This window comes from Sphingomonas sp. Ant20 (assembly GCF_000783375.1).
Classification (GTDB): Bacteria; Pseudomonadota; Alphaproteobacteria; order Sphingomonadales; family Sphingomonadaceae; genus Sphingomonas; species Sphingomonas aerolata.
In genome coordinates this window covers 1-19,781 of the sequence record NZ_JRVI01000009.1, presented here as the reverse complement: position 1 = coordinate 19,781, position 19,781 = coordinate 1, and the positions used below count along the sequence as shown (strand labels likewise).

Annotated in this window: 12 protein-coding genes and 1 pseudogene; 6 read left to right on the top strand and 7 right to left on the bottom strand. The window is 66.5% G+C overall.

The window, feature by feature from the left end; translation table 11 throughout:
• Window positions 1-65 precede the first annotated feature (65 nt).
• Together NI18_RS02745 and NI18_RS02740 are read right to left on the bottom strand one after the other, a co-directional pair.
• Window positions 66-1,061: a bile acid:sodium symporter family protein gene (locus tag NI18_RS02745; RefSeq protein ID WP_037527925.1), complete on the bottom strand. Its 996-nt coding sequence runs from the start codon at window positions 1,059-1,061 to the stop codon at window positions 66-68.
• A complete protein-coding gene (locus NI18_RS02740) occupies window positions 1,058-2,068 on the bottom strand; it encodes an adenosine deaminase (protein WP_037527922.1) in 1,011 nt (336 codons plus the stop codon). The genes NI18_RS02745 and NI18_RS02740 overlap by 4 nt, the downstream gene beginning before the upstream one ends.
• A 149-nt stretch (window positions 2,069-2,217) precedes the next feature.
• On the opposite strand from NI18_RS02740, the gene NI18_RS02735 reads away from it, so the two are divergent.
• Window positions 2,218-3,153, top strand: coding sequence for a DUF808 domain-containing protein (locus tag NI18_RS02735; RefSeq protein WP_031395057.1), 936 nt, complete (start codon window positions 2,218-2,220; stop codon window positions 3,151-3,153).
• 132 nt (window positions 3,154-3,285) lie between these two features.
• Here the strand turns inward: NI18_RS02735 and NI18_RS02730 are convergent, their stop codons facing one another.
• Window positions 3,286-5,337 (bottom strand): S9 family peptidase, encoded by a 2,052-nt coding sequence (locus NI18_RS02730; RefSeq protein ID WP_037527941.1) that lies wholly within the window; start codon window positions 5,335-5,337, stop codon window positions 3,286-3,288.
• 57 nt (window positions 5,338-5,394) lie between these two features.
• Between NI18_RS02730 and NI18_RS02725 the strand changes: the two genes are divergently transcribed.
• Complete coding sequence (locus NI18_RS02725) at window positions 5,395-5,895, top strand: DNA-deoxyinosine glycosylase (RefSeq protein ID WP_056680637.1); 501 nt, start codon at window positions 5,395-5,397, stop codon at window positions 5,893-5,895.
• On the opposite strand, the gene NI18_RS02720 is transcribed toward NI18_RS02725, so the two are convergent.
• Together NI18_RS02720 and NI18_RS02715 are read right to left on the bottom strand one after the other, a co-directional pair.
• A complete protein-coding gene (locus NI18_RS02720) occupies window positions 5,892-7,052 on the bottom strand; it encodes an alpha-hydroxy-acid oxidizing protein (protein ID WP_037527918.1) in 1,161 nt (386 codons plus the stop codon). The two genes, NI18_RS02725 and NI18_RS02720, sit on opposite strands and share 4 nt — an antisense overlap.
• A 52-nt stretch (window positions 7,053-7,104) precedes the next feature.
• Window positions 7,105-8,643, bottom strand: a complete 1,539-nt coding sequence (locus tag NI18_RS02715; RefSeq protein WP_037527916.1) for a cryptochrome/photolyase family protein — start codon at window positions 8,641-8,643, stop codon at window positions 7,105-7,107.
• 20 nt (window positions 8,644-8,663) lie between these two features.
• On the opposite strand from NI18_RS02715, the gene queF reads away from it, so the two are divergent.
• From queF to NI18_RS02700, 3 genes are all read left to right on the top strand, one after another.
• Window positions 8,664-9,122, top strand: a complete 459-nt coding sequence (gene queF / locus NI18_RS02710; RefSeq protein WP_037527914.1) for a preQ(1) synthase — start codon at window positions 8,664-8,666, stop codon at window positions 9,120-9,122.
• A 152-nt stretch (window positions 9,123-9,274) separates the two neighbouring features.
• Window positions 9,275-11,545 (top strand): glycosyltransferase family 4 protein, encoded by a 2,271-nt coding sequence (locus NI18_RS02705; protein WP_037527912.1) that lies wholly within the window; start codon window positions 9,275-9,277, stop codon window positions 11,543-11,545.
• Between the two features lie 52 nt (window positions 11,546-11,597).
• Window positions 11,598-12,881, top strand: coding sequence for a glycoside hydrolase family 130 protein (locus NI18_RS02700; protein WP_031440075.1), 1,284 nt, complete (start codon window positions 11,598-11,600; stop codon window positions 12,879-12,881).
• Between the two features lie 219 nt (window positions 12,882-13,100).
• On the opposite strand, the gene NI18_RS02695 is transcribed toward NI18_RS02700, so the two are convergent.
• Window positions 13,101-15,074, bottom strand: a complete 1,974-nt coding sequence (locus tag NI18_RS02695; protein WP_052148949.1) for an oligopeptide transporter, OPT family — start codon at window positions 15,072-15,074, stop codon at window positions 13,101-13,103.
• Window positions 15,075-15,211: 137 nt separating this feature from the next.
• Window positions 15,212-16,453, bottom strand: coding sequence for an N-acetylmuramoyl-L-alanine amidase (locus NI18_RS02690; protein WP_037527909.1), 1,242 nt, complete (start codon window positions 16,451-16,453; stop codon window positions 15,212-15,214).
• Between the two features lie 555 nt (window positions 16,454-17,008).
• On the opposite strand from NI18_RS02690, the pseudogene NI18_RS02685 reads away from it, so the two are divergent.
• Window positions 17,009-19,781: pseudogene (locus NI18_RS02685) on the top strand (Rne/Rng family ribonuclease); the annotation flags it as partial.

The following is a 19,781-nucleotide window of genomic DNA, read 5'->3' as shown; positions in this document are numbered from 1 at the left end:
TGGGCCTTTCCGTCAAGCCGCGACCATGTCGTTTCGCGCGTGGAAAAGCAAATAAGCCAAGGCAGTTACGCCACCGGTGCCATCGCCTCCACGCGCGCATCAGCCCGGTCTGCATAGCGGCGCGCGATAACCGCACAGGCGATCAGCTGGATCTGGTGGAACAGCATCAGCGGCAACAGGATCACACCGACCTGCGCCGCAGGGAACAGCACGCCGGCCATCGGCACCCCCGACGCCAGGCTCTTCTTCGACCCACAGAACAGCAACACGATCGCATCCTCGCGCGGCAATCGCATCAGCCGCGCGATGGTCAGCGTCAGCGCCAGCACGATGGCCAGCAGGGCACAGGAGAGCAGCCCGATCAGGAGCAGGTCGCCGAGCGACACCCGGCTCCACAGCCCCTCGACCACCGCCGCGCCGAACGCGCCATAGACGACGAGCAGGATTGATCCGCGATCGACGATCGTCAGCATCGCCTTGCGCCGCGTCACCCATGCGCCGATCCAGGGCCGCAGCACATGCCCCGCCACGAACGGCACGAGCAGCTGGACGATGATCGTCTCGACGCTCTCGATCGACATCCCGCCGGCATTGCCTGCGTTCCGCATCAGCAGCGCGACCAGCGCGGGGGTGATCAGTATGCCGAGCAGGTTGGAAAAGGATGCGCTGCAGACAGCGGCCGCGACATTGCCGCGCGCGATCGCGGTAAAGGCGATCGACGATTGCACCGTCGAGGGCAGCAGCGTCAGGAACAGCACGCCCGTCGCCATCCGCGCGTCGACGAAGGGCAGCGCAGTCAGCCCGAGCCCGAGCGCAGGGAAGGCAACAAACGTCACCCCCAGCACGGCGAGGTGAAGCGGCCAGTTGCGCAGCCCGTCCCAGATCGCCGCACGCGACAATTTCGCGCCGTGCAGGAAGAACAGCAGGAAGATCGCGACGTCGGCGACATAGCCGACGATCGTCGCCGCCTGTCCCCGCGCCGGCACCAGGCTCGCCAGCACGACGGTGCCGAGCAGCATCAGGATGAACGGCTCGAAGATCGATAGGAAGCGCCGGATCACGGATGCGCGGTCACATAGGCCTCGAGGGTCGCCAGATGCCCGGCGATCGCCTCGTCGTCGAGGAAACTGCCGAGGAAGCTGTTGCGCGCCAGCGTCACGATCTGCCCGCGCGACAGGTTACGCGCACGCGCAGTCTGACGGTAGTTCTCGCCGATATAGCCGCCGAAATAAGCCGGGTCGTCCGAATGGATCGTCGCACGCAGGCCGAGATCGAGCATCCTGTCGATCGGATGGTCCTCGATCCGGTCGACGTTGCGCAGCGCGACGTTCGAAAGCGGGCACACGGTCAGCGTCATCGCCTCGCGCGCGAGCCGCGCGACCAGCACCGGATCCTCGAGCGCACGGTTGCCGTGATCGATCCGGTCGACGCGCAGGATGTCGAGCGCTTCGTGGATATAGGCGGGCGGGCCCTCCTCGCCGGCATGCGCGCACAGCAGCAGCCCGGCTTCCGCCGATGCCTCGAACACGCGCGCGAACTTCGACGGCGGATGCCCCATCTCGGACGAATCGAGCCCGACGCCGATCATCTGGTCGAGCCAGGGCTCGGCCTGTTCGAACGTCCTGAACGCATCCTCCTCGTCGAGATGCCGCAGATAGCTCATGATCAGGCCGATGCTCATCCCGTGCTTCGCCCGCGCCGCATCGATCCCCGCGAACAGGCCGTTGGCGACGACGTCGAACGGGATACCGCGATGCGTGTGCGTCTGCGGATCGAAGAAGATCTCGGCATGGACGACGCCGTCCTGCGCGACCCGGTCGAAATAGGCGAGCGCCAGATCGTGGAAATCCTCCTCGGTCTGCAGCACCGCCGCGCCCGCATAATAGATGTCGAGAAACGTCTGGAGGTTGGTGAAGCTGTAGGCGGCGCGCACGTCCTCGACGCTCTTGAACGGGATCGCGACCTTGTTGCGTTCGGCGAGCGCGAACATCAGCTCGGGCTCAAGGCTGCCCTCGATATGCAGATGCAGTTCGGCCTTGGGCAGGTTGGTGATGAAGTCGTCTGTCATGCTCGATCCCGTCGTGATGTGCGTCACCGCGCAACCATTCCGCGCGTCACGCACTTTGCGCAAGGTCGAAACCCGTTGCATGACATCGCTGTCACGTTACCGCGGACCGGCTATTGCCGCCTCTTACCGATCACGCGAAGGACCCATCGATGCCCACAGGACTGGTCGCACTGCTCGACGACATTGCCGGGATCACCAAGCTGGCCGCGGCCAGCCTCGACGATATCGGTGCCGCGACCGGCAAGGCGGGCAGCAAGGCGATCGGCGTGGTGGTCGACGATGCCGCGGTCACGCCACGTTACATGGTCGGATTCTCGCCCAAGCGCGAATTGCCGATGATCGGGAAGATCGCGCTCGGCTCGTTCCGCAACAAGCTGCTCTTCATCCTGCCCGCCGCGCTCGCGCTGAGCGCGTTCGCACCCTGGGCGCTGACCCCGCTGTTGATGATCGGCGGGACCTATCTCTGCTTCGAGGGTGCGGAGAAGATCCTCGAGGCGCTCGGCGGCGGCCATGCCGAAGCCGAAGCCACCGCCCCGATCGATCCGAAGACGCTCGAGGACCAGAAGGTGTCGGGCGCGATCCGCACCGATTTCATCCTGTCGGCGGAGATCATGGTGATCGCGCTGTCGGACGTTGCCGCCGAACCGATCTGGGAACAGGCGATCGTGCTTGCGCTGGTCGGCGTCGCGATCACGATCCTCGTCTACGGCGTCGTCGCGCTGATCGTGAAGATGGACGATATCGGCCTGCACCTGACCGAGCGGAAAAGCCCGGCCGTGCAAGCGTTCGGCCGCGGCCTGGTCAAGGGCATGCCGGTCGTCATGTCGGTGCTGTCGGTCGTCGGCACCGCGGCGATGGTCTGGGTCGGCGGACAGATCATCGTCCACGGGATCGAGGATTTCGGGCTGACGACGATCCCGCACTTCATCCACGATGCCGCCGCGGGCGCCGCCGCCGCGGTGCCGGTCGCCAAGGGCGTAGTGAACTGGGTGGTCAACGCCGCATTGTCGGGCGTGGTCGGCCTCATCCTCGGCGGCGCGATCGCACTTGGTCTCCACGCGGTGAAGAAGCCGAAGGCGCATTGAGCCACCCCCTCCCGTCATCCTGACGAAAGTCAGGATCCAGAGCCAGGAACGTCAGCGTCCGTTACCCTGGATCCTGACTTTCGTCAGGATGACGGCGTGGGGGGAACAGCCCCCCGGCAACCGATGCGCCCCCTATTTCGCCGTCCACTTGTCCATCCAGCCGATCACCTCGCCATACCATTGCAGGCTGTTCTTCGGCTTCAGCACCCAGTGATTCTCGTTCGGGTTGACCAGCAACCGTGACGGAATCCCCCGCCGCTGCAACGCGGTGAAGCTCGCGAGCCCCTGCGTATAGGGAATGCGGAAATCTTTCTCGCCGGTGATCACCAGCATCGGCGTCTTCCAGTTGGCGACGTAGTTGACCGGGTTCCATTTCTCGAACGCGGCAGGATCCTCGTAATAGGTCTTCCCGCCATGCTCCCACTCGTCGAACCACAGCTCTTCGGTCTCGTACGCCATCGCACGCGCATCGAAGACGCCGTCATGCTGGACGATGCACTTGAACCGGTCGGGCCACTTCCCCTCGATCCAGTTCATCATATAGCCGCCGTACGACGCACCGAGCGCGCAGGCGCGGTCGCCGTCAAGCCAGCCGAATTTGGCGGTCGCCGCCGCCAGCCCCTTTTGCAGATCCTCGAGCGGCCAGCCGCCCCAATTGTTGCTGATCGCGTCGGTGAAGGCCTGGCCGTACCCCGTCGACCCGTGGAAATCGACCGCGACCAGCCCGTAGCCCGCGCCCGCGAACACCGCCGGGTTCCAGCGATAGGACCAGCTGTTGTTGCTCGACCCCTGCGGGCCACCGTGCACCATATAGGCGACAGGGACCTTACCCGTGCTGCCATAGGGCTTCACCGCATAGCCCCAAACGGTGTCTTCGTTCGCGCCCTTGAAGTTGAACCGCGTGACAGTCGGCATGTCGATGCCCGCGAGCTTTCCCGCGTTGACCGAGGTCAGCCGCTCGGGCTTCGGCATCCGCGTGCCCTTCACCGCCAGCGCATAGAAGTCGTCGGGTGCGGTCAGGCTGCTGATCGCGACGACGACGCCCCTGGGCGTTGGCACGACCGCACCGACATGCCCTTCCTGCGTCAGCCGCGTCACCTTGCCCGTCACGGGATCGACCGCGAACACCGGCGTCTCCTGCGTGTCGTCCGCGGTGACGTAGATACGTTTGCTGTCGGGGCTCCATGCGATTGACGCAACCGAGCGATCCCAGCCCTGCGTTACCGCGCGCACCTGACCGCTGGCCAGATCACGCGTCATAAGCACCTGGCGATCCGCCTCGAACCCGGCGCGCGCCATCGCGAACCAGGCGAGCGTGCGGCCATCGGGCGACACCGTCGGCAGATTGTCCATGCCGGTGTTCGCCGCCGTCAGGTTGACCGGCGCTGCGGAACCGTCCGCGGGGACCGAGAAGATGTCGAGATTGGTCGACGTCGCTTCGATCCGCCCCGCCTCGCGCAGTGCGAAATACAGCGTCCGGCCGTCCGCGCTCCACGACACTTCCTCGCCGCCGCCGAACGGCTTGGACGGCGCATCGCCGATCAGACCGCGCGTCACCGCGACGCCGTCGCCGGCTGCGCCTGCGGCCGTCAGCGGCAGCACGAACAGCTGCGACCGGTCGCCGTTCGACCATGTGTCCCAGTGCCGCACGAACAGCTGGTCATAGGTCCGCCCCGCCCCGGCATTCGGGTCCTTCTTGACGATCGCGGGCGCAAGGCTCGGCGCGCCGGGCTTGCGATCGGCCCAGATCACCAGCTTGTCGCCGGTCGGTGCGACCTTGAACCCGCCAAAGCCGCCCTCGAAGCTCGTCAGCTTGCGCGGCGTGCCGCCAGCGATCCCGATCGACCAGACCGCGTCGCTGCCGCCCTTGTCCGACTGGTAATAGACGGTTGCGCCATCGGCGGAGAATTGCGCGCCGGTCTCGTTCACATCGGCTTCGGCGATCAGCGGCTCGGGTTTCGCACCCTTGCGCGTCAGGTCGAGCCGCCACAGGTCGAACCGCCCGCGATCGGCGGCGAGATCGGTCTCGCGCTGTTCCCAGACCAGCCAGCGGCCGTCCTTCGACACGGCGGGCGAGGACACGCGCGACAGCTTGACGACATCGTCGATGGTCAGCTGGCGGGCGGTGGCGGGGGCGCTTGCAAGAGCGAGCACGGCGAGGCTTGCGGACAGCAGGATCTTCATGCGCGTCTGCATAGAATGCTTGCACGATCGCGCGCAATCGCCACGTTGTCGCGCACGATGACGCGTAAATCCTCCTTCCCGCCCGTGGCCGCCGCCGATGCGCGGCTGCTCGTCCTCGGCAGCCTGCCCGGCGACCGTTCGCTCGCCGAAGCTCGCTATTATGCGCATCCGCAGAACCAGTTCTGGGCGCTGATGTCGGGCGTGGTGGCGCGCGATCTCGTCGCGCTGGCCTATGACGAGCGACTGGCCGCCTTGCGCGATGCGGGCGTGGCGCTGTGGGACGTGATCGGGTCGGCGCACCGCATCGGTAGCACCGACGCCGCGATCCTCGATGCGCAGGACAATGCGGTCGCCGAGCTGGTCGCGCGCCTGCCCGATCTCCGCGCGATCGCGTTCAACGGCGCAACCGCGTTGAAGCTCGGCCTCAGACAGGGGCTCGGAACGCTCGGCCCGCAGATCGTCGCGCTGCCCTCGAGCAGCCCGCTCCACACGATCGGCCGCGCCGCCAAGCAGCCCGCCTGGGACGCGCTCGCCCCCTTCCTCGCCGTGTCGCGCTAGATCCGCACCGCGCCCGCCGCACGGACATCGGCGATCGTCGGCCAGCCATTCACCGCCATCAGCAGATCCGCCTCCGCCAGCAGGCACCGCAACACATGCGCCGCCCCCGCCGCCCCATCGAGCGCGAGGCCATAGGCATAGGGCCGCCCGACGCCCACGGCACGCGCGCCGAGCGCGATCGCCTTCACCACGTCGCTGCCCGACCGGATCCCTGAATCGAACAGCACGGGCACGTCGCCCGCCGCCGCGACCACGCCCGGCAGCATGTCGATCGCCGCGATTCCGCCATTGGCCTGGCGCCCGCCATGGTTCGAACAATAGATCGCATCCGCTCCCGCATCGATCGCGCGCCGCGCATCGTCGGGATGGCAGATCCCCTTCAGGATCAGCGGCAATGTCGTCAGCGAGCGCAGCCACGCCATGTCGTCCCAGGTCAGCACCTTGCCGAACACGCCTGCCCATTGCCGCACCGCAGCCGCGCCATCCTCCTCGGGCGGCTTGGCGAGCATCGCGCGAAAGACGGGGTCTGAGAAATAGTTCATCAGCACCGCGCCGCGCAGCTGCGGGAAGTTCGCGACGTTCAGGTCGCGCGGCCGCCATCCCGTCACCCAGGTGTCGAGCGTGACGACGATCCCCTTATACCCCGCCGCCTCGGCCCGGCGCACCAGGCTCTCGGCCAGCGCCTTGTCCTTGGGCGTGTAGAGCTGGAAGAACCCCGGCGTCTCGCCCAGCGCCCCCGCCACGCTTTCGAGCGGATCGTTCGACAGCGTCGACGCCATCAGCGGCACCCCCGTCTCGGCCGAGGCGCGCGCGGCGGCGAGATCGCCGTGACCGTCCTGCGTGCAGATTCCGATCACCCCGACCGGCGCCATGAAGACCGGGCTCGGCAGCCGCATCCCGAACAGCTCGACCGACAGGTCGCGCCTGCTGCAATCGACCATCATCCGCGGCGTCATGCCCCAGTGGCGGAACGCATGTGCATTGTTGTCCTGCGTGAATTCGTCGCCGCAGCCGCCCTGGACATAGCCCAGCACCGATGGCGGCATCGCCGCGCTCGCGCGCTGTTCGAGCGTCGCGTAATCGACCGGCAGCTTCGGGATCACGCCGCTCAGACCGGCGTTGTAAATCGCGTTCTGGTAATCGCCGAAATGCGGCATCCGCCTACTCCTATCGACGGCGTTACACCCGTCCTGACGGCAAATGTAGCGCTCAGCCGTCGAGCCGCGCCAGAAATTCCTTTGCCTGCGCCAGCGTCGCGTCCCGGTCCGCCGGCTTCATCTTAGCCCAGTTGCGATACGGCATCGCCAGCCGCGGATTGCGATCGAGCTTGTCCGCGTTGCGCACCAGGAAATCCCAGTACAGCGCATTGAACGGACACGCATTCTCCCCGACGCGCTGTTTCACGTCATAGCGACAATGCCCGCAATAATCCGACATCCGGTTGATATACGCGCCCGACGCCGCATAGGGCTTCGACCCGAGCAGGCCGCCATCGGCGAACTGGCTCATGCCCAGCGTATTGGGCAGCTCGACCCATTCATACGCATCGGCATAGACCTCCAGATACCATTCATGCACCTGCTTCGGGTCCGCGCCGATCAGCAGCGCGAAATTGCCCGTCACCATCAATCGCTGGATATGATGCGCATAGGCATGGTCGAGCGTCTGTCCGATCGCTTGCGAGAGGCAGTGCATGTCGGTCTCGCCGGTCCAGTAGAAGCCCGGCAGGTCGCGCCTCGCATCGAGGAAGTTGCGCTCGACATACTCCGGCCCCTCGCGCCAATAGATGCCGCGCATATATTCGCGCCAGCCGATGATCTGGCGGATGAACCCTTCGGCACAGTTGAGCGGCACGCGCCCCGCCGCATATTCCGCCTCGACCGCACGGCACAAATCGACCGGATCGAGCAGCCCCGAATTGATATAGGGCGACAGCACCGCGTGCCACAGGAACGGCTGGTCGGTCAGCATCGCGTCCTGATAATCCCCGAACCGCGGCAACGCATGCTTGAGGAAATGCCGCTGCTGCTTGAGCGCGTCCTCGCGCGTCGTCGCGAAATCGAACGCATCGAGGCTGCCGGGATGCTCGCCGAACCGCGCCGCGACCATCGCGAGCACCTCGGTCGTGATCGCATCGGGGGCAAAGGAGAGCGGGCGCGGCATCAGCAGGTCGGCCTTGGCGGGCTTGCGATTATCCGCATCGTAATTCCACTCGCCCCCCTCGGGCTTCTCGCCGTCCATCAACAGCCCGGTGCGGCGGCGCATCTCGCGGTAGAAATACTCCATCCGCAACTGCTTGCGCCCCTCCGCCCAGGCCTCGAACTCGGCGTGGCTGGCGAGGAAGCGGTCGTCGGCGCGGATTTCGACCGGCAGGCCGAACAGCGTTTCCCACGCGTCCAGCATGCCCGCAACGCGCCACTCGCCCGCTTCGGTGACGATGATCCGCGCCGGATCATGCCGCCCGATCGCGCGCGCGACTTCTCCGGTGAAGCTGCCGGTCGACTCCGGATCGTCGAGCGTGACGTAGTCGACGGTCCAGCCCGCCTCGCGCAGTGCCTCGGCGTGATGGCGCATCGCCGACAGGATATAGGCGATCTTGCGGCGATGATGGCGGACATAGGTCGTCTCGTCGGCGACCTCCATCATCAGCACGATCGTCGCCGCCGGGTCGGCCCCGTTGAGCGAGGCGATCTGCAGCGAGAGCTGGTCGCCGAGGATCGGCACGAGCGTGGTTTTCTTGGAGCGCATCGCATCCTACATGGCGGACCATGACCGCTCCTACAAACCCGTTATATCTGGGCCAGAACAGCGCCCTCCCCGCCTCGCCCGAAGAGGCCGTGCTCGATTACGTGCCCAACCCGCGCGTCGGCCGGACCTATCTGGTGCGGTTCGCGGTGCCCGAATTCACCTCGCTCTGCCCGGTTACCGGCCAGCCCGACTTCGCGCATCTCGTCATCGACTATGTCCCCGGCGAGACGATCGTCGAATCCAAGTCGCTCAAGCTGTTCCTGGGCAGCTTTCGCAACCATGCCGGCTTCCACGAGGACTGCACGGTCGGCATCGGCGAGCGGCTGTTCGACGAAATGAAGCCGGTCTGGCTGCGGATCGGGGGCTATTGGTATCCGCGCGGCGGGATCCCGATCGACGTCTTCTGGCAGTCGTCCGCCCCTCCCGCCGATCTGTGGCTGCCCGATCAGGGCGTCGCCCCGTATCGCGGGCGTGGCTGACGCCGTCGTTGCATGCAGTGATGTCGATAAAGTTTAACATCAAAGCGCGTGTTGCAGTGCAATATTAATGCAACTTTCATACCTTGTCAGCCGTTGGGGGTAAGCGCGATGCCGGGTTAGCCTGTTATGCGCGCTCAGACAAAGGACAGGGTATGGCGTTACCGGCGGACGGGACCAAGATCACGCGGCTGGCACTCATTGGCAATTTTTTGCCGAGGCGGTGCGGTATCGCGACATATACGACGGATGTGTTCACCGCGATGCGGGCGCGCTTTCCCGAGGTCGCGGTCGACGTCTATGCGATGGATGATCATCCTGGCCTGTACGAGTATCCGCCGGAAGTCGTTGGAACGATCCCCGAAACCGATCTGACCGCCTATCTGGATGCCGCACGCAAGATCGATGCGAGCGGAGCCCAGGCAATCTGGGTTCAGCACGAATACGGCATCTATGGTGGCCCGGCCGGGGACTATCTGCTTGCGCTGCTCGACCGCACGACGCTGCCGGTCGTCGTTGCGTTGCACACGATCCTCGAACGCCCCAATCCCGACGAACGCCGCGTCATGGAGGGGCTGTTGCGCCGTGCCGCGCGCGTCATCGTGATGGCGGAGCGTGGCCGCGATATCCTCCAGCGCGTCTATGGCGCCAGCCCGCGGCAGATCGTGATGATCCCGCACGGCGTGCCCGATCGTGACCTCGTCGAACCCGACACGCTGAAGGCGCAATTCGGCTGGGAAGGCCGCAAGGTCGTGCTGACCTTCGGGCTCCTCGCACCGAACAAGGGTATCGAAACAGTGATCGAGGCGCTGCCCGCGGTCATCGAACGTCATCCCAATCTTCTTTACGTCGTGCTCGGCGCGACGCACCCCAATCTCGTCGCGCATCAGGGCGAGGCGTATCGTGATCGTCTCAAGGCGCTGACCGAAGAGCGCGGCGTGGCGGGCAATGTCGCCTTCATCGACGCGTTCGTCGAACATGATGAGCTGCTGAGCTATCTGCAGGCGGCAGATATCTATGTGACGCCCTACACCAACCCGGCGCAGATCACCTCGGGCACGCTTAGCTACGCCATCGGCGTCGGCAAGCCCGTCATCTCGACCCCGTACGTCCATGCGACGGAAATCCTCGCCGATGGGCATGGCGTTCTTGTCCCGTTCGGAGATGTCGCTGCCTTCGCGCGCGAGATCGACATGCTGCTGTCGAGTGATCGCGACCGCCATCGCTTGGCCGAACGCGCCTATGCGCGCGGTCGTACGATGATCTGGCCACAGCTTGCCGAAACATCGATGGCAGAGATCCGCGCAGTGGTCGCGGCACGCCCTTTTCGTCTGGCAAAACCTTCGCCCCCGTTGAAGCCGCTTGCGCCTGACTTCGCGGCCGTCGAACGGATGAGTGATTCGACGGGCATGCTCCAGCATTCGATCTACTCGATCCCCGATCGCCGGCATGGCTATTGCATCGACGACAATTGCCGTGCGCTCATGCTGATGAGTGCGATGCCGGACATGGACGAGGTCCAGCGTGACAAGTGGACGACGATCTATGCGTCGTTCGTGCAATATGCCTGGAACCCCGACGAGCGTCGCTTCCGCAACTTCATGAGCTTCGACCGGAGCTGGTGCGAGGATGTCGGGTCTGAGGATTCCAACGGTCGCACCGTCTGGGCGCTCGGCATCACGGCACGCGATGCGCAGCTGGCCAAGCATCGCGACTGGGCGACGGCAATGTATGACTCGACCGCATCCTGTGCACTCGAGCTCGGCAGCCTGCGCGCTCAGGCCTTTGCGATGCTCGGCGCGGCGGCGATGCTCGAGGCGAGCCCCGGGCATCAGCTCTCGCTGTCGATCCTGGCAAAGTTCCCCGATGTCCATTTGGCACTGCTCGAGAAGACGCGGCGTCCCGAATGGCAGTGGTTCGAGATCGTCCTTGCCTATGACAATGCTCGCCTGCCACAGGCGCTCATCCGTGCGGGCCAGGCGCTCGGCCGCCAGGACCTGATCGATTGCGGTCTGGCGACACTCGAATGGATCGTCGCCAAGCAGACCTCGCCCGAGGGTCGCTTCCGCGCGGTGGGTACGGAAAGCTTCGGACGCTCCTATGAGGATCCGCTGCAGTTCGACCAGCAGCCGCTGGAGGCACAGGCCACCGTCGATGCCTGCATGGCGGCGTTCGAGGCTACCGGCGACCTGCGCTGGCGTGACGAGGCCGAGCGCGCCTATCGCTGGTTCCTGGGCGGGAATGACCTCAATCTGCCGCTCGCAAGCATCGCCGATGGCGGCTGTTTTGATGGATTGATGCCGACGGGATTGAACCGTAACCAGGGTGCAGAGTCGATTTTGGCGCTGCAATTGGCCAATTGTGCGATTTCGGGGGTATCAAACGCAACCCAAAGCGTGGCAGGAGCCTCGCGCGTCGTCGCATAGCCTCGCTAGCGTCGGCGTCCCAAGGTGGAACGGCACGCGAGGCATAAGCACGATGGACCTGTTTACCCACCAGCTGCGGTTGCACGCCGACCCGTCACGGGTCGTCGTCCGGCCCTTTCATATCGCCTGGGCCGGCAATGCCGGCGCACCCAGTCGGACCGAGCGACTGGTCGGCGAAGTCCTCGAGATGACGAGCGCCGAGGCGCGGATCCAGCTCGAGGTGGTGCTGAAGGATTTTGAGGCGCGGCACTGGCAGACGCGGCGCGTTTTCATGACGCGCTACGACCAGATCGAGGACATGCTCGGGCTCAACGGCGCGGATATCGGCGACGAGAAGCGCCAGCTGATCGGCGCCTATTTCTGTCATGAATACAGCTATGCCGCCGCCGCGCTGATGAACCCCAGCGCGGTGCCGCATTTCGACCAGTCGGGCATGCCCCCGGGCAGCCTGCGCATCCTGATGTCGATGCGCGCGGTGGGCGAAGGTCACATCTCGTCGGTCGCTTTCCGCGAAGGCATCATCACCGACCAGAACCTCATGAAGCTAGCGCCCGAGCCGCCTTTCGCGACCGCGACCGACGCGGTGGGCAGCGGCGAAGACGAGATGCCGCAGGGTCCGGTCACCGTCTATCGCCACCGCGACAGCACGCTGAGCGGCACCGTGATCTTCCCGATCACGCAGGCGCAGTCGAAGGGGCTGGAGGATCTGCGCATCGTCCGCTTCCAGCACGACAATGGCGACTATGAATGGATCGGCACCTACACCGCATATAACGGCTCGGTCATCCAGTCCGAACTGATGCGGACACGCGATTTCCGCGCGTTCGATCTCGTCCCGATGACTGGCCCCGCCGCGCGCAACAAGGGCATGGCGCTGTTCCCGCGCAAGGTGAACGGCCAGTATATGATGATCGGCCGGCAGGACGGCGAGAACCTGTTCCTGCTGAAGTCGGACACGCTGACCGACTGGGACGACGGCGAGAAGATCCTGACGCCGCTCTATCCGTGGGAGCTCGTCCAGATCGGCAATTGCGGCCCGCCGATCGAACTCGACGAGGGCTGGTTGCTGCTCACGCACGGCGTCGGCGCGATGCGCAAATATTCGATCGGTGCAGTGCTGCTCGACAAGGACGACCCGTCCAAGGTGATCGGCCGCACGCAGCAGCCGATCCTCGCCGCCAAGGATCAGGACCGCGAGGGCTATGTCCCCAACGTCGTCTACAGCTGCGGCGCGCTGCGCCACGGCGATGCGCTGTTCCTGCCTTACGGCATCGCGGACAGCTCGATCGGCTTCGCCTTCGTCAAGATCACGGACATGCTCGCCGCGATGAAGTGAAGGACGTCGCTCCCTCCTTAGGACTCCACCCCGGCGAAGGCCGGGGCCCAGTTGGGCGACGGAGATAATGGCGGACCGCGCTTCGTAACGTCGACCTTCCCAACTGGGCCCCGGCCTTCGCCGGGGAAGTGCGCTTAACCAGGCAGGCCGTTCCCCTCCCCGGCCTCCCGCGAAGGCGGAAGCCCAGCCTGGGTCCCCGCCTTCGCGGGGAAACACTCGCTACCGCGATGCCGCCATCGTCCGCCGGTACATCACCCAGGTCAGCAACGCGAACAGCAGGGTCCCTCCGACCAGCGCAAAGGGTACGAACCCCTCCCCGACCAGCGCCAGCGGCGTCTCCTGGTTGGTGAGATAGACGATCCCGGCAAACCCCACGCCCCACAGCGACTCGCCGACGATCATCCCCGTCGCGGTCAGCACGCCCATCCGCCTGGCAAGCTCGGGATCGCGCGCGCGGTCGGCCCAGCGGTCATAGGCATAGCCGACTACCGCGCCGATCGTGACCGGCAACGTCACCGCCATGGGCAGATACACGCCCAGCCCGACGCCCAGCGGCGGCAACCGCAGCCTGCCCGCCTTGCCCAGCAGTTCGTCGAGCGCGATCACCGCGACACCGGTCATCGCGCCATAGCCGATCATCGCCCAGTTGAGATTGCCCCCCAGCACGCCCTTGGCGAGCGCCGAGATCAGCGCGGCCTGCGGTGCGGCCAGCGCATTGGGCCCGGCCCCCGGCGCGCCAGCAAAGCCAAGCGTGCTGCCGAGCAGGTTGAGCACCGGCGGCACGACGATCGACCCGAACACCACGCCGATCAGCAGCGCGACCTGCTGCTTCCACGGCGTCGCACCGACCAACTGCCCGGTCTTAAGATCCTGGAGATTGTCGTTCGAGATCGTCGCGATGCCGAACACCACGCCCGTCACGATCAGGCCGTAGGCGACCAGCGCCTGCGTCGTCCCCGGCTCGACTGCACGACCGAACCACGACACCAGCAGGATCGATGCGGCGAGGATGGCGAGGATACCGATGCCCGACACAGGAGAATTCGACGCGCCGATCAGCCCCGCCATGTACCCGCACACCGCCGCGATCACGAGGCCGATGACGAGGATGAACGCGAGACTCCCTGCGATCAGCCCGACCGCCGACGCCTCGAGCGGCCCGCCCTGGAGGACAGTCCACAGCAGGATCCCGATCGGCACGAGCATCGCCAGCGATGCAATCCCGACGATCCCGATCGGGATGTCACGCTCCTCGAGTGCCAGCACTTCGCCGCCGCGCTTGGCTGCCGACGCCGCCAGCGCCGATCGCACGCCGCCGACCACGGGTCCTGCGATCTTGAGCAAGGTCCAGATCGCCGCGACGCCGATCACGCCCGCACCGAAGAACCGCACGTCCGACCGGAACACGGTCGTCGCGATCACCTCCGCGGTGCCGGTCACGCTCCCGGCCGAGGTCAGGATCGGCAGCAGGATCCACCAGCCGATCACCACGCCCGTGAACATTGCCATGCCGACCGAGATCCCGACCAGATGCCCCGCGCCCAGCAGCGCGAACGACAGCCCGCCCGAAATTCCGGTCGCGCCTGCGCCGACGCGGAACCACGTCGCGGCCTCGGCAGCGACCAATTTGGTCTGCGTCAGGATCGCGAACCCGGCCGACACCAGCGCGTTGACGACGATGATACCGAGCCCGCGCGCGCTCTCCTCGCCGCCCTCACGACTACCCGCACCGACCTTCAGCACTTCGGCGGCGGCGCGGCCTTCCGGATAGGGCAGCACCGTGTCGACGACGAGTGCACGGCGCAGCGGCACCGAGAACAGCACACCCAGCACGCCGCCGAACATCGTGATCGCCGCGGTGGTGAAGAACGGGAACCCCTGCCACCAGCCGATCATGACGAGGCCGGGCAACACGAAGATGATCGCCGCGAGCGTGCCCGCGGCGGACGCGATCGTCTGGACGATGTTGTTCTCGAGGATCGTCGAATCCTTGAACAGCCGCAGCACGGCCATCGAGATCACCGCGGCGGGGATCGACGTCGCAAAGGTCAGCCCGATCTTCAGTCCGAGATACACATTGGCTGCGGTAAACAGCAGCGTGATGATCGCGCCGAGCACGACCCCGCGAAAGGTAAGCTCGCGCATACTCGTCTCGGGCCCGGTCTCGGATACGCCCCGCGTCGCGTCGGTCATCAGATCGTCCTAACCAGAAACACGTGCCCCGGCGGAGGCCGAGGCCTGGTCGGAACGTCCTCCAACCGGGCCTCGGTCTTCGCCGGGGTCCTGGCCGTCAGGATGCCGCGCTCTTGCCGTGAGCGCAACCGGCCGGATCAGCGCGCCACCATCCGCCGCGCGAAATGCACGGTGACCGCGCGCGTCACGCTCTCCGCAATCCGCTGCCGCCCCTCGTCGCTGTCGAGAAACGCCGCGTCCTGCGGGTTCGAAATATAGCCGGTCTCGAACAGGATCGAGGGCATGTCGGGCGCCTTGAGCACCATCAGCGACGCCATGCGGTGGAAATTCGGCTTGAGCGGCATCAACGGCTTGGCCTCGCGTCCCAGCAACCGCGCGAACGTGGCCGACGCGTTCATCGTCTCGCGCTGCGTCAGGTCGATCAGGATCGACGACACGTCGGCAGGCGCCTCGCCCAGATTGACCCCGGAGATCACATCCGCCTTGTTCTCGCGCGCGGCTAGCCGCGCCGCCTCCTTGTCGGACGCCACCTCGGACAGCGTATAGGCAGTCGCGCCGCTCGCGCCTTCGGATCCGGTGCTGTCGCAGTGGACCGAGATGAACAGGTCGCCCTTCAACCGTCGTGCGACGCCGTACCGCTCGCGCAGCACGAGGAACCGGTCGTCGCTCCGCGTCAGCGCGACGCGCACCCGGCCCGAAGCGAGCAGCGCGTCACGAATGGCCTTGGCGACCTTGAGAGTCACGTCCTTCTCGCGCAGCCCGTCGGGGCCGATCGCGCCGGGATCGACACCGCCATGTCCGGCGTCGATCACCACCAGCGGACGCATATCGTCGCCCTCGACCCGCGGCAGCCCGATTCCGCGCGCGCGCGGCGGCACCGGGATCGACACCTTGTACCGCGGCGCCGGTCGTGCGGCGAAGTTGAACGGGAAGAAATTCAGCGGACCGGCGATACTGGCCTGCGCGAACGTCGCATCGTCGACGCGGCGCAAGGCCAGCGTTAGTTCGCGTCCCTGCAAATCGAACCCGCCATCGGCCACGATCGCCGGCTCTGACAGGTCGAACAGCATCCGCAGCCCGGAGCCGCCGTGCCGGCGCTGCGCGATGCGGGTCACGACGCCGCCCGGCTTCGCGGTTCCGCCGGGCGTCGCGTTCGCGATATCGACCGCGATCTGCCGTCGGCCGGTCAGGATCTGGCTCGCGCCGCTGCCGACCGGTGCATCGAAGCGGATAACGATCTGCGTCCGGCCGATCGCGATGCTCTGTACGGACGCCGCCAGCGCCGGAACGCCGGACAGCCAGCCGAGCAGCAGAGCGATGATCGCAACCATCCTGCGTCCATGCCGTGCGACCGCGCTGCCGGTCCAGCGAAAAGCCATTCTACACTCCCTGGATCGGTCGAGCCCGACCGAAACGAGACGCCTACGCCACGCCCCCGCAAGAGGATCTTGCGGAGCAGGGTTAATAGCTTGTTTGCCTTGGTTTTCCCATATCCGTAGCTGCCGGTGCGGTTGCAGGACAGGTCGCCGCGCGTAAATGCGGCCTGGGAAAATGGCGGGTTTCAAGTGCGCCGGACCGCCCCGCGCCGGGCCAGTTGCGGGATCTGCAATGCGGTGCTAGTCCTGCCGTGCACCCGTGCGTCGCTAGAGTTTGCCAGCGACGCGCCGGTCTCAACGCCCGCCTTCGGATCCTCGACGGCGCGGCAATTTCAGGTTGACGCTCGAATGACGCATTCCCCCCGCCCCGCTCACCGATCGGCCTTCGCCGACGGGATCGCGGTCGTGCGGGCGCCGCAGGGTGAGTTCCCGCGGCATGCGCGTCGAGCAGAGGCAGTTTCGCATACCTTCCGCGAGTCCGGGCGCCGTGTCCGACCGCACCACCATCAAGCGCGCGACGGCTGCCATCAGGCCCGGCGCGCGCGCGGAGAATCTATTATGACAACGCGTATGCTGATCGACGCACGCCACCGGGAAGAAACCCGGATCGCCGTCGTCAAGGGTAACCGGATCGAGGAATTCGATTTCGAAAGCGCCGAGCGCAAGCAGCTCAAGGGTAACATCTACCTCGCTAAGGTCACGCGGGTCGAACCGTCGCTCCAGGCGGCGTTCATCGATTACGGCGGCAATCGCCACGGCTTCCTCGCGTTCAGCGAGATCCACCCCGATTACTACCAGATCCCCAAAGAAGACCGCGACGCGCTGCTCCGCGAAGAGGCCGAGCATGCCGCCGAGGAGGCAGCCCTGCGCGCCGACTATGACGCGGACGACGAAGAGGGTGACGACGAGGACGATATCGAGCGCTTCGAGGACGATGGCGGGGTAGATCCCGACGTCGCCGAGGAGCTCGAAGGCGGCGAAGAGACCGGCGAGGCCCCGCGTCGCAAGCGCAAGCCGAACGGCGACGAGGCCGCGGTCGAGGACCTGCGCGAGCGTCGCATGAACCTGCGCCGCCGCTACAAGATCCAGGACGTGATCCATCGCCGTCAGGTGCTGCTCGTCCAGGTCGTCAAGGAAGAGCGCGGCAACAAGGGCGCAGCGCTGACCACGTACCTGTCGCTGGCCGGCCGCTACTGCGTGCTGATGCCCAATACGAGCCACGGCGGCGGCATCTCGCGCAAGATCAGCAACGCGGGCGATCGCAAGCGCCTGAAGTCGATCATGGCCGACATGCAGCTGCCGCCCTCGATGGGCTGCATTGTCCGCACCGCCGGGCTGCAGCGCAGCAAGGTCGAGATCAAGCGCGACTTCGATTACCTCGCCCGTCTGTGGGACGGGATCCGCGAAGCGACGCTGAAGGCGTCGGCGCCCGCGCTCGTCTACGGCGACAGCGACCTCATCAAGCGCGCGATCCGCGACATCTACAACAAGGAAATCGAAGAGGTCATCGTCGAGGGCGAGGACGGCTATCGCCAGGCGCGCGAGTTCATGCGCCTGCTGATGCCCACGCACGCCCGGCGCATCAAGCATTACGCCGACCCCGTGCCGCTGTTCCAGCGCGCGGGCGTCGAGGATCAGCTGTCGGCGATGTACCATCCGGTCGTCCAGCTGAAGTCGGGCGGCTATCTGGTCATCAACCCGACCGAGGCGCTCGTCTCGATCGACATCAACTCGGGCCGCTCGACGCGCGAACACAGCATCGAGCAGACCGCGACCGCGACCAACCTCGAGGCCGCACAGGAAATCGGCCGCCAGCTGCGCCTGCGCGACATGGCCGGGCTCGTCGTCATCGATTTCATCGACATGGATAACAATTCCAACGTCCGTAAGGTCGAGAAGGCGATGAAGGAGGCGCTGAAGAACGATCGTGCGCGCATCCAGATCGGCCGCATCTCGTCGTTCGGCCTGATGGAAATGAGCCGCCAGCGGCTGCGCACCGGCGTGCTCGAAGCGTCGACCCGCGCCTGCCCGCATTGCGAGGGCACCGGGCTCGTCCGCACCGCATCGTCGTCGGGCATTTCCGCGCTCCGCCTCATCGAGGACGAGGCCGCCCGCGGTCGCGGCTCGCTGCTGACGCTGCGCGCGAGCCAGGAAGCGGCCGTCTACATCCTCAACCGCAAGCGTGCCGACATCGCCGAGATCGAGGATCGCTACGGCGTGATCGTCGAGATCATCCCTGGCCAGGACGAGGAAGGCGCGCACATGACGGTCGAGGCCAGTGGCCCGCCGCCCGCGCATCCGCCGAAGTTCGTCCAGATCATCGAAGAGGACGAGGACGATCTTCCCGAGGAGATCGAGGACGAGATCGAGGAGGACGAGGTCGAGGAGGCCGAGGCCGAACAGCCGCGTCGTCGTGAGGGGGGCCGCGAAGGCGGTCGTGAGCAGGCCGCGCCACGTGAGGGCCGCGATGCCGATGGCGAAGGTGGCAAAAAGCGCCGTCGCCGCCGCGGTCGTCGGGGCCGGGCACGTCCGGGTGAGGACGGCGCCGTCGGTGGTACGAGCGAGGATGGCGCGTTCGAGGACGTCGACAACAATGTCGAGCAGATCGACGAGGGCGTCGGCGAGATCGTCGAAGTCGGCGGTGGCGAGGAGATCGAAGGTACGACTCCGGCCGAACAGGCCAACGGCGTCGAAGGCGAAGGCCGTCGTCGTCGCGGACGTCGCGGACGCGCGGTGGTCGGCGCAACGAGCAGGGCGGCGAGCAGACCGGCGCCGAGACGGGCGAGTCGATTGCCGTCAGCAGCATCGACACCGCGGCACTGATCGCCGAGGCGCCCGAGCCGGAGGCATTTGCGCCGGTCGAGACGTCCGAGGCCGAGCCGGTGTTCGAGGAGGCGCCGTCCGCGCCGGTCGCCGAGGCTCCCAAGATGCGTCGTCGCCCGCGCGCCCGTGCGGCCGCCGCGACGATCAACGCTGACCCGGTCGCCGAAACGGCGCCCAAGTCGCGTCGGGGTCGCAAGCCGCGTCCGGTCGAGACGGCCGACGAGACGACCCTGGCACCAGAACCGGTCGTATCCGAAGTGCCCGTCACGCCCGAGCCGCAGGAACAGGCCGCTGCCGATCCGGTCGCGGCAGAGCCGGCGCGCAAGCCTGCACGGCGCCGTCGCGAGGCGGTTGCCGATGCGACGATGGACGAGGTTGGCGCTACGCCTGCCGAGACGCTGGAGGCGTCCGCGCCGAAGCCCAAGCGCGCGCGTCGCAAGGCGAGCGATACGGCGGTCGAGCTCGCAGCCGTCGAGGAGGCCCCTGCCAAGGTCGCCAAGCCGCGTGT

Excerpts from the sequence above, each read along its gene's own strand:
- NI18_RS02740 (WP_037527922.1), bottom strand. The coding sequence starts at position 2,068 with ATGACAGACGACTTCATCACCAACCTGCCCAAGGCCGAACTGCATCTG.
- NI18_RS02735 (WP_031395057.1), top strand. The coding sequence starts at position 2,218 with ATGCCCACAGGACTGGTCGCACTGCTCGACGACATTGCCGGGATCACC.
- NI18_RS02730 (WP_037527941.1), bottom strand. The coding sequence starts at position 5,337 with ATGAAGATCCTGCTGTCCGCAAGCCTCGCCGTGCTCGCTCTTGCAAGC.
- NI18_RS02725 (WP_056680637.1), top strand. The coding sequence starts at position 5,395 with ATGACGCGTAAATCCTCCTTCCCGCCCGTGGCCGCCGCCGATGCGCGG.
- NI18_RS02720 (WP_037527918.1), bottom strand. The coding sequence starts at position 7,052 with ATGCCGCATTTCGGCGATTACCAGAACGCGATTTACAACGCCGGTCTG.
- NI18_RS02715 (WP_037527916.1), bottom strand. The coding sequence starts at position 8,643 with ATGCGCTCCAAGAAAACCACGCTCGTGCCGATCCTCGGCGACCAGCTC.
- queF (WP_037527914.1), top strand. The coding sequence starts at position 8,664 with ATGACCGCTCCTACAAACCCGTTATATCTGGGCCAGAACAGCGCCCTC.
- NI18_RS02705 (WP_037527912.1), top strand. The coding sequence starts at position 9,275 with ATGGCGTTACCGGCGGACGGGACCAAGATCACGCGGCTGGCACTCATT.
- NI18_RS02700 (WP_031440075.1), top strand. The coding sequence starts at position 11,598 with ATGGACCTGTTTACCCACCAGCTGCGGTTGCACGCCGACCCGTCACGG.
- NI18_RS02695 (WP_052148949.1), bottom strand. The coding sequence starts at position 15,074 with ATGACCGACGCGACGCGGGGCGTATCCGAGACCGGGCCCGAGACGAGT.
- NI18_RS02690 (WP_037527909.1), bottom strand. The coding sequence starts at position 16,453 with ATGGCTTTTCGCTGGACCGGCAGCGCGGTCGCACGGCATGGACGCAGG.